This window comes from Thalassospira sp. UBA848, from assembly GCF_002295455.1.
Lineage (GTDB): Bacteria > Pseudomonadota > Alphaproteobacteria > Rhodospirillales > Thalassospiraceae > Thalassospira.
This window is the reverse complement of the sequence record NZ_DBGS01000036.1, coordinates 9,986-19,809: the sequence shown is the minus strand read 5'-3', so window position 1 is coordinate 19,809 and position 9,824 is coordinate 9,986. Positions and strand designations below refer to the sequence as shown.

General features: G+C 53.9%; 9 protein-coding genes. 5 read left to right on the top strand and 4 right to left on the bottom strand.

The features are described from left to right. On the top strand, positions 1-785 hold a 785-nt coding region (locus B2R48_RS04535), incomplete at its 5' end, for a M20/M25/M40 family metallo-hydrolase (RefSeq protein ID WP_296998324.1). Here the strand turns inward: B2R48_RS04535 and B2R48_RS04530 are convergent. Then, a complete protein-coding gene (locus B2R48_RS04530; RefSeq protein ID WP_296998322.1) occupies positions 776-1,201 on the bottom strand; it encodes an acyl-CoA thioesterase in 426 nt (141 codons plus the stop codon). The genes B2R48_RS04535 and B2R48_RS04530 overlap by 10 nt on opposite strands. A gap of 527 nt (positions 1,202-1,728) precedes the next feature. Between B2R48_RS04530 and B2R48_RS04525 the strand changes: the two genes are divergently transcribed. Genes B2R48_RS04525 through B2R48_RS04515 form a run of 3 tightly spaced genes read left to right on the top strand, consistent with a single transcriptional unit; the run spans position 1,729 to position 5,697 of the window. Continuing rightward, entirely contained in the window at positions 1,729-3,087 is a 1,359-nt protein-coding gene (locus tag B2R48_RS04525; protein WP_296998320.1) for an NAD(P)-dependent oxidoreductase, read from the top strand. Positions 3,088-3,112: 25 nt separating this feature from the next. After that, positions 3,113-4,390, top strand: coding sequence for an NAD-dependent dihydropyrimidine dehydrogenase subunit PreA (gene preA / locus B2R48_RS04520; RefSeq protein WP_062955692.1), 1,278 nt, complete (start codon positions 3,113-3,115; stop codon positions 4,388-4,390). 35 nt (positions 4,391-4,425) lie between these two features. Then, positions 4,426-5,697, top strand: coding sequence for a Zn-dependent hydrolase (locus tag B2R48_RS04515; protein WP_062955693.1), 1,272 nt, complete (start codon positions 4,426-4,428; stop codon positions 5,695-5,697). Between the two features lie 121 nt (positions 5,698-5,818). On the opposite strand, the gene B2R48_RS04510 is transcribed toward B2R48_RS04515, so the two are convergent. The 3 genes from B2R48_RS04510 to B2R48_RS04500 form a co-directional block, all read right to left on the bottom strand. Beyond that, positions 5,819-6,598, bottom strand: a complete 780-nt coding sequence (locus B2R48_RS04510) for a substrate-binding periplasmic protein (RefSeq protein ID WP_296998316.1) — start codon at positions 6,596-6,598, stop codon at positions 5,819-5,821. A 185-nt stretch (positions 6,599-6,783) separates the two neighbouring features. Next, positions 6,784-7,551: a substrate-binding periplasmic protein gene (locus B2R48_RS04505; protein ID WP_296998314.1), complete on the bottom strand. Its 768-nt coding sequence runs from the start codon at positions 7,549-7,551 to the stop codon at positions 6,784-6,786. 221 nt (positions 7,552-7,772) lie between these two features. After that, positions 7,773-8,411, bottom strand: a complete 639-nt coding sequence (locus tag B2R48_RS04500) for a TetR/AcrR family transcriptional regulator (protein ID WP_062955696.1) — start codon at positions 8,409-8,411, stop codon at positions 7,773-7,775. A gap of 754 nt (positions 8,412-9,165) precedes the next feature. Between B2R48_RS04500 and B2R48_RS04495 the strand changes: the two genes are divergently transcribed. Next, a partial coding sequence (locus B2R48_RS04495) for an aminotransferase class III-fold pyridoxal phosphate-dependent enzyme (protein WP_296998310.1) occupies positions 9,166-9,824 on the top strand: 659 nt, incomplete at its 3' end.

Here is a 9,824-nt window from a genome sequence, read left to right as displayed (position 1 = left end):
TCGGGCATTGGTCATCGCGTTTCGCCGAAGGGGCACGCGTGACGGTCTATTCCGACAATGGAAAAACGACACGCGGCACGATCCTGACGATCAAGGCATCAGGCCATACCTATAACACCGAAATCGAGAGCCAGCCGGTTACATGGGAACAGCTTGAGTTGCGTCTGGATGCGCGGGTGTCAAACGGGGATGATGTGCGCGCCCTTGGTATCAATGTTGGTGATATGGTCGCAGTTGATACCAATGCGGAATTCACCGAAAGCGGCTTTGTGGTGTCGCGCCATTTGGATGACAAGGCAGGCGTGGCTGCCGTGCTTTCAGCGATCCGTGCGGTGGTGACGGGCAAGGTCGACTTGCCGGTAACCTGCAAGTTCCTGTTCACCATTGCCGAGGAAGTCGGCCTTGGCGCGCCGCATATTCTTGATGATGATATCGCCGAACTGGTGGCGGTTGATAACGGCACCTTCGCGCCGGACCAAAACACCAGCGAATATGGTGTGACCATCGCAATGAAGGATATGTCAGGCCCGTTTGATCGCAAGCTCAATCGGCATTTGCTGGATCTTTGTGTGGCAAACGGGATCGAACATGCGCGCGATGTTTTCAAATTCTATCGCAGTGACGTCGCATCCGCCCTTGAGGCCGGATATGATACGAGGGCATCCTTGATCTGTTTCGGGCTGGATGCATCGCACGGGCACGAACGCGCCCATGTCGATAGCTTCGTTGCTGTTGCCGAACTGTTGTTCGCCTATCTTCAAGGCCCGATGGTCGATCAGGCCTGAGCCACACCGTCCTCGACGTCGGGATCAAGCGGGCGCGGGCGACCGGCTTCATCCAGGGCGACGAAGGTAAAGACGCCTTCGGTCACTTTATCAGACCTTTCCTCAAACCGGGTTTGGCGCCAGGCCTGTACATTGATGCGAAGCGATGTGCGTCCGACATGGATGATGTCGGTAAAGAACGAGACTTCATCACCGACATGAACCGGACGCAGAAACGACATGCTGTCGACAAAGACGGTTGCGGTTCTGCCCTTGGCACGCCGAGCCGCCGCAGTACCAGCCGCAAGGTCCATTTGTGACATCAACCAGCCACCAAAGATATCCCCGGTCGGGTTGGTGTCAGACGGCATGGCGACAGCCCGAACCGACGGTTGACGGTCTGGAAGGGTGTCGGTTGCATCATTTTTTGTGGTCATCAAAGGCGTTCCGAATTGCGCTGGTCGGTGGACGTTACTTTAGTTCGTCCAAATAAAGCCAGCATAAAATTACGCCAAATCAAGAACATATACCCAGTCTAATCCTCAGGAACCCGGTCCGGAGAAGCTGGTTCCGGGTGGCAAATCTTCCTTCAATTCCGTTCATTTTTCACGGCCGGCAAGAAATCGGATTTTTAATCTTGACCAAATGATCAGGATTGGACATGCTGTTTCTGTCAGAGAGAGGCATCTGCACGTGTATCAACCGGGGATAACCCCGAAACTATAACCACACGGCAGATCAAATACTGGGAAACAGTTCAGCATTGTCTGAACGGATACGCCAAGAATGTCAGTATGAAAGACCCTGAGTTGGTCGGGCCCGCCCGTCCACGAAACGCCATAGCTGTATTCTGATCGCGCAATAGCTGCGATCACATTTGGTCCGCGGTCGATTGTATTTTCATTCTTGTTTTGTCTCTCGATGACGTCAGGAGAGGACGCCTTTTTGGCAGGGAGACAAACAAATGACCACCTTGCAGGCCAAGCAAGCTTCAAAATCCGGTGCCGTTCATGGCGGTGCTGGTCACAATGACGCAGATGACGGTTTTTCCGATCTGCATCCGGCCTATTCCGAACTTCAGGCCATGGCGGAAAGCAACCGCTGCCTGTATTGCTATGACGCGCCATGCGTGACCGCATGCCCGACATCAATTGATATTCCATCCTTCATTCGCAAAATCAGTACCGGCAACCCGGATGGTGCGGCAAAGACCATTTTGTCGGCCAACATCATGGGCGGTACCTGTGCGCGTGCCTGCCCGACCGAAGTGCTGTGTGAAGAGGCCTGCGTTCGCAACGTCGCCGAGGATACCGCTGTTGAGATCGGCAGCCTGCAACGATACGCGGTCGATCATTTGATGGAACGCGATTTGCCTCATCCGTTCAAACGTGCGCCCAAAACCGGCAAGACGATTGCCGTTGTCGGTGCCGGTCCGGCGGGCCTTTCCTGCGCGCACCGTGCGGCGATGCTGGGCCATAACGTTGTTGTGTTTGAATCCAAGCCGAAACCGGGCGGACTGAATGAATATGGTCTGGCCGCTTATAAGATGACCAACGATTTCGCCCAGCGCGAAGTTGAGTTTCTTCTGGGCATCGGCGGGATTGAAATCGAATACAACAAGGCGCTTGGCAAGGACATTAACCTTGCCGACCTCAAGGCAAAATACGACGCCGTCTTTGTTGGTGTCGGCCTTGGCTCGACCAATGATCTTGGCCTTAAGGGTGAAGATTTCCCGGGCGTTGATGATGCCATTACCTTCATCGAAAAACTGCGCCAGACCGAACCGAAATCCGATATGCCGGTTGGCAACAACGTGATCGTCATCGGCGGTGGCAACACTGCAATTGATGCCGCAGTTCAGGCCAAGCGTCTGGGGGCTGAGGAAGTCACCCTTGTTTACCGCCGTGGTGCGGAAAACATGTCCGCGACCGAGTTCGAGCAGGACCTTGCCAAAACAAACGGCGTTATTGTGCGCTATTGGGCAAAGCCGGTCGCGATCAAGGCCAATGGCAAGCTGATGGGCATGGAGTTCGAAAAAACCGAACTTGATGCCAGTGGCAAACTTGTTGGCACAGGCGAAACCTTTGACGTGCGTGCAGACCAGATTTTGAAGGCCATCGGACAAAAAATCAAAACCGATGACCTCGCCGGCATGGAGATCACCGGTGGCAAAATCGTGGTCGATGAGTCCTATCAGACAACCGCCCCGGGCGTGTTCGCCGGTGGGGACTGCATCAAGAGTGGCGAAGATTTGACCGTGCAATCGGTCGAAGACGGCAAACAGGCCGCCATCGCCATTGATGCATTCCTGAAATCCGCTTGAACCGCCAGCAAAGGGAGAGAGAAAAATGGCTGATCTAAGCTGCAAAATCGCCGGTATTGATTCGCTTAACCCGTTCTGGCTGGCCTCCGCGCCGCCGACGGACAAGAAATACAACGTCGTTCGTGCCTTTGAAGCGGGCTGGGGCGGGGTTGTCTGGAAGACGCTGGGCATCGATCCGCCCGTGGTCAACGTGTCCTCGCGCTATGGCGCGCACCATGACCAGAACCGACGTCTGCTGGGGATCAACAATATCGAGCTGATTTCCGACCGTCCGCTTGCCACCAACCTTCAGGAAATCCGCGAATGCCGGAAAGAGTATCCTGATCACGTCATCATCGGTTCGATGATGGCCCCGATCGAGGAACGCGCCTGGAAGGACCTTGCCCAGCAGATCGCCGAAAGCGGTGTGCATGGTCTGGAACTTAACCTTGGTTGCCCGCACGGCATGTGCGAACGCGGCATGGGGTCGGCCATCGGTCAGGTGCCGGAAATGGTCGAACAGGTCACCCGTTGGGTCAAGGACGCGGTTGATATTCCGGTCTTTACCAAACTGACCCCGAACATCACCAACATCCTGTGGTCGGCCGAAGCCGCGTTGAAGGGCGGTGCGGATGCTGTATCGCTGATTAACACCGTTAACTCCATCGTGTCGGTCGATATCGACAACATGGTCCCGGAACCGGTTGTTGACGGCAAGGGTACGCACGGCGGTTATTGCGGATCGGCGGTCAAGCCGATTGCGCTGAACATGGTTGCTGAAATCGCCCGCACCCCGGAAACCCGCGATCTTGAGATTTCCGGTATCGGGGGCATCACCACCTGGAAAGACGCAGTCGAATTCATGGCGCTGGGATCGAACGCCGTTCAGGTTTGTACGGCTGCGATGATCTATGGCTTCCGCGTGGTCGATGATCTGATTGACGGTATGAGCCAGTGGATGGATGACAAGGGCTACACCAGTGTCGAACAGTTCACCCGTGCAGCCGTTCCGCAGGTTTCCGACTGGAACGAGCTGAACATGAACTTCGACACCAAGGCGGTGATCAACCCGGATAACTGCATCGAGTGCGGTCGTTGCCATATCGCGTGCGAAGATACATCGCACCAGGCAATCACCATGACCGACAAGCCTGAAGGCGGTCGTCTGTTTGAAGTGGTCGATGAGGAATGCGTGGGTTGTAACCTTTGCTATCACATCTGCCCGGTCCCTGATTGCATCACCATGGAACCGGTCAAGACCGACAAGCCGCCAATGACCTGGCCGGAACACCCGCTTAATCCCATGCGTGTCGCTGCTGAATAAACCATCTGTGCCACCAAAACCAAAAGGACGAACGAATGACTGCTCAACCCAGTGTACGTAACCTGTCAATTGATGGTGACCGCCTTTGGGATAGCCTGATGGAGATGGCCAAGATCGGCAAAACAGCCAAGGACGGCGTTTGCCGTCTGGCGCTGACCGATCTTGACCGCGAAAGCCGCGATCTGTTCATCAAGTGGTGCAAGGCAGAGGGTTGCTCGATCCGGATCGACAAGATGGGCAATATCTTTGCCCGTCGCGAAGGCCGTAACCCGGATCTGGCCCCCATTGTCATGGGAAGCCACCTTGATAGTCAGCCGACCGGCGGCAAGTATGATGGTGTTTATGGTGTTCTTTCGGGGCTGGAAGTTATCCGTACCCTGAACGAAGCCAAATACGAAACCGAAGCCCCGCTTGAGGTCGTTTGCTGGACAAACGAGGAAGGCTCGCGTTTTGCGCCAGCAATGGTGTCATCAGGCGTGTTTGCCAAGGTGTTTGATCTTGAATACGGTCATTCACGTGCAGACGTCGATGGCAAGACCATGGGCGAGGAACTTGAGCGTATCGGTTATATGGGCCCGGACGAGCCAACCATTGATGCCCACGAAATGGGGGCCTATTTCGAAGCCCATATCGAACAGGGCCCGATCCTTGAAGATGAAGGCAAGGATATCGGTATCGTCACCGATGCCCAGGGCCAGCGTTGGTACGAAATCAAGTTCACCGGTGTCGAAGCCCATGCCGGACCGACCCCGATGAAAACCCGCAAGGATGCCCTTCTGGGGGCGTCACGCGTGGTCGATTTGGTTAACAAGATCGGTCTGGATCGCTCTCCGCTGGCATGTGCCACCGTTGGCATGATGCAGATCCATCCGAACTCGCGTAACGTCATCCCTGGCGAAGTCTTCTTTACGGTTGATTTCCGTCACCCCGACGACGCGGTTCTGGCCGATATGGACAAGGCATTGCGCGAAGGTGTCGAAAAGATTGCCAAGGATATTGGTCTTGAGACCGAGTTCGAGCAGATCTTCTATTATGCACCGGTTCCGTTCGACAAATCCTGTGTCGATGCGGTGCGCAAGGGGGCAGAGCTTGGCGGTTTCTCGGCACGTGAAATCGTTTCGGGTGCTGGCCATGATGCTTGCTACCTTGCACAGGTCTGCCCGACGGCGATGATCTTTATCCCGTGTGTCGATGGTATTTCCCATAACGAGATCGAAGAAGTCCACAAACACTGGTCTGATGCGGGTGGGCAGGTTCTGCTGAACGCTGTTCTTGCCAAGGCCGACGAGACGGTCATGAAAGAATAGGCAAGCATGATGCCCTTGGGCGATGGCCGAAGTGGCAATGATGTTTCACCAAAAAAGCAGGGCGCTTCAAACGCCCTGCTTTTTTGCGTTTTATATGATGACTCATCGATATCGAGGGCGTTTAGCTGGCCCCTTCGGAGGTGTCGAAAAGATGGCTTTCGGTCCAGCGTCCCAATGTGCCGTTCTCAGACATGTTTTCGATCAGGATATTCAGATTCTGGACGTGCCGCATGCAGGGGCTTTTGCGTGAAAACAGGAAATGCACATCATTGCTGTCGATAGGCGGCTCAATCGCCGTAATCTTGTCGCTTAAACTGTCGCGATAGATGTTGGTCAGCCCGTCAAACCGGCCCAGCATCACATAATCCACCCGACCGTTCAAAAGCACATCAAAGATGCGATTTCCCGTCGGTGAGAAAATCATGTCCAGTCGCTGTTCTGCGAACATGTCGATATAGTCGCCATAGCTGCCCCCTTGCGGCCGGGCACCTCGATAACCAATCAGATCGTGCAGGTCATTGACCTGAAACTGGGCATTCCTGCGTTGAAAGACAATGATGTCGTCTTGCGCGAATGGCTTGCTATAGAAATGGATCTGGTTTCGCTCGGCGGTGAAGTAAGCCCCGGCGATCACGTCCAGCTCGCCGTTGCCCAGCATTTGCATCGCACGCGTCCAGGGAATGTCGAGATTGACTTCAACCCGCAAATCATGACGTTTTGCGTAATCTCGCAGAATGTCAATCGCCAGGCCTGTATGTTGCCCATTCTCGCGAATATAGCTGATCGGTTCCCAGCCATCGGCGCCACCGACAGACAAGGTTCGGCAGGCGCTGGCAGGTTGGTTGATCTGTGTTGGGCCGGTATTTACATCTTCGGCAAGTGCAGGCACTGCCGTCAGCAAGGCAGCAGCCCCGATCGGTAAACCGCGAAGGCAAAAACAAACAGCCCGAAATGATCGTCTGATGGACAGCATGGTCTGATGGCAACGTTGTAATTATGGAAGTTTCTTACAGTTGGCATATCAACCAAATGTTTCAACTATCCAGAAGTGGTGCCATTTGAGGTTGGGTAAGAGGGGGCTTTGCCCTAGCTGCCGTTATCGACATCAAACACGGTTTGACCAAGATGGTATTCGATGCGTTCTTGCAGAATACCGCGATCGCCAAGCTCGGCAATTAACGCGTTGATCTGTTGAATGTGACGACGACAGGGACTATTGCGCGAAAACATCAGATGCACGGGGTTACGCGCCACCGGGGGATCAACAGCGATGATTTCGTCCTGAATGCCAAGTTTGCGAAGCGTTGCCAGCCCATCATAGCGACCCAGCAGAACATAATCGACATGACCTGCAACAAGCAGGTCAAAGATGCGATCAATTGTCGGGGAATAAACAACGTCGAGATTTTGGCTTGAATAGCTGTCGATCTCGTTTCCAAGGCTGCCACCATGCGGGCGCGCCCCGCGATACCCCCGAAGGTCGCTGATCTGGCGATAGCCAAAGCGCCGGTCCACATGCTGAAAAACCATGATATCGTCTTCGTAGAAGGGGTCGCTATAGTGGTAAAGCCGTTGGCGTTCGGTCTTGAAATATGCACCCGCTGTGGCGTCGATCTCACCCTGAAACAGCAAATCAAGGGTTCTGGCCCAGGGCATCTCGATATCAACCCTGACATCAAGGTTATTGCGTTTGGCATATTCGGTGATGATATCGATGCCAAGACCGGTTTGGCGCCCGTCCTTTGCAATATAGGAAATCGGCTGCCAACTTGTCGGGCCGCCGATTGTGATGGTTTTGCAATTTGATCTGGATGTGTCAGCGGCAGGGTTATTGCGATCAGACTGCTGAGCCATGGCAGGTGTCGACAAGCCGGTCAATGCGGTGATTATCACGCATAATGCGCATATTCTAATAAGGTTGGCGTATCGCAGCTTTGACCGCATCTTTTCCGCCCTTGTCGTTTCCTGATCACTCCCGATTATTTAGATGTGGACGCGGTGCGGTTTATTCAACTTGTCTTAATCAATAACTTTGTCAGAAAGGGGGCTATGAGTGCCGGGCAGCGACCGCCAGCTCAGGTCAGTCCGACACCCTTGAGAATGATACGAACGACATTTTCCTTGGCCTCGGCAAATTGTGCGTCGGTAAGCGGTTTGTCGTTGTTGAAGATTTCGATCTGACGGCCAAAGTCGGCATAGTGCTGGGTGGTGGCAAAGATCATGTACATCAGCGTATAGGGTTCGATATCATCCATCTTACCCTCGGCGATCCAGCCGCGGATCGCCACCACACGGCTATCAAGCCAGCTTTTGACCGTGGTGGAAATATATTCCGACGAGAATTTGGCACCACGAATGATTTCATGTGCCCAAAGACGCGACCCATAGGGACGCAGGCGTGAAAGGTCCATTTTGGCTTCGATATAGCCGCGCAGAATAAGCGCCGGATCAGCACTGTTATCGAACGTCATCGCAGCTTCAAGCCAATGGTCGCAGACATCTTCCATGATGCGGCGATAAAGGGCCTCTTTGGTGCTGAAATAGTAATGCACATTCGCCTTGGGCACATTGGCGGTCTCGGCAATCCGTGCGGTTGTGGCGCCCTTGAACCCGAAATCGGCAAAGACCCGTTCGGCAGCCGCCAGAATCTGTTCTTCGTTCTCCTGCCGGATCGCAGCCTTGTGTGCGCCGTTTACTGCGGGTTTTGTGCTCATTCTAATGTCCCGTTTCGCGCCGATTTCGATGGTTCTCAATCGTACTGTATAAATCGTGTCATTTATCTTGACCGTTTGGTCAGGTTAAAATAACCTCTACTTCTAATATCAAAAAGAAACTTTTTTATGCGCGTCGTGCCAAGGGTCCAAACTTATCCAAATGACCGTTCCGGTCTCCTGGATTTGTGCGGATATACGAAGCAAAATTGCAGGAAGATGCAAATCTTTCAAGATTTTGCGACAACGTAGCCCGTGCAAATCCGGGTGATCCGAAGGACAACTGATATGAGAGAAAGCCTCTGCGTCAAATCCCTTGATTGGGAACCACCCCAATCTTCGGGCTTTTCCTTGCTTTTTCTTTCATATCAATTGCCGGATCGATCATTTGGATAAGTTTGGACCCTCGCCATGGTCAAGAGTCGGTTTTGTCCGAAATATCGAACAGCTCCGATGAAAGATAAACACAAAATAGACGCCGTAAACAAAAATCAGGGTCGCCGAAATGGTGTTTGACGGTCGAATATTCGAAACAGTTCCGCGGTGGTGTTAAAGCGCTAGTGCATGGGCATGTCTCATGCTAACGACTTTGACGTGCCTGTATTGCAGGCCTTTCCGCAAGGCGAATGTGCGACATTTTGGTCAGAGGGCCGAATACCTTTCGCGATACGGGAAGAATAAAATCAGATGCCGGTGGACGGTGTCCGCCACCGAACCGGTAGAGAGAAGCACTTAAAAAGGTACGGGAGACCTTTTGATGACAGCCACCACGAAAATCAGTCGTCCGAACGATCTTTCGGCGTTCTGGATGCCCTTTACGGCCAACCGTCAGTTCAAGCAGACCCCGCGTATGCTGGTCTCTGCTGATGGCATGTATTACAAAACCGACGACAACCGCGATATCCTTGACGGTACGGCAGGCCTTTGGTGCTGCAACGCCGGTCACAAGCGTCCGAAAATCGTCGAAGCGGTCAAGGCGCAGATGGATGAGCTGGATTACGCACCGGCGTTCCAGATGGGCCATCCCAAGGCGTTCGAGCTGGCCAGCCGTCTGGCTCAGCTGATGCCGGGCAATCTTAACCATGTGTTCTATACCAACTCCGGTTCGGAATCGGTTGAGACCGCGCTTAAAATCGCACTGGCCTATCATCGCGCACGTGGCGATGGTCAGCGGACCCGTCTGATCGGTCGTGAACGCGGCTATCACGGTGTGAACTTCGGTGGTATTTCTGTCGGGGGTATTTCGGGTAACCGCAAGACCTTTGGCCAGATGCTGGGCGGTGTTGACCATATGCGTCACACCTATTTGCCGGAAGAAAACGGTGTCACCCGTGGCATGCCCGAACATGGGGCCTACCTTGCCGAAGATCTGGAACGCATTTGCGCGCTGCATGATCCGTCAACCATCGCGGCCGT

Bases quoted from the DNA above. Each gene is read 5' to 3' on its own strand.
- B2R48_RS04525 (WP_296998320.1), top strand. From the start codon at position 1,729: ATGACCACCTTGCAGGCCAAGCAAGCTTCAAAATCCGGTGCCGTTCAT.
- B2R48_RS04530 (WP_296998322.1), bottom strand. From the start codon at position 1,201: ATGACCACAAAAAATGATGCAACCGACACCCTTCCAGACCGTCAACCG.
- B2R48_RS04505 (WP_296998314.1), bottom strand. From the start codon at position 7,551: ATGGCTCAGCAGTCTGATCGCAATAACCCTGCCGCTGACACATCCAGA.
- preA (WP_062955692.1), top strand. From the start codon at position 3,113: ATGGCTGATCTAAGCTGCAAAATCGCCGGTATTGATTCGCTTAACCCG.
- B2R48_RS04500 (WP_062955696.1), bottom strand. From the start codon at position 8,411: ATGAGCACAAAACCCGCAGTAAACGGCGCACACAAGGCTGCGATCCGG.
- B2R48_RS04515 (WP_062955693.1), top strand. From the start codon at position 4,426: ATGACTGCTCAACCCAGTGTACGTAACCTGTCAATTGATGGTGACCGC.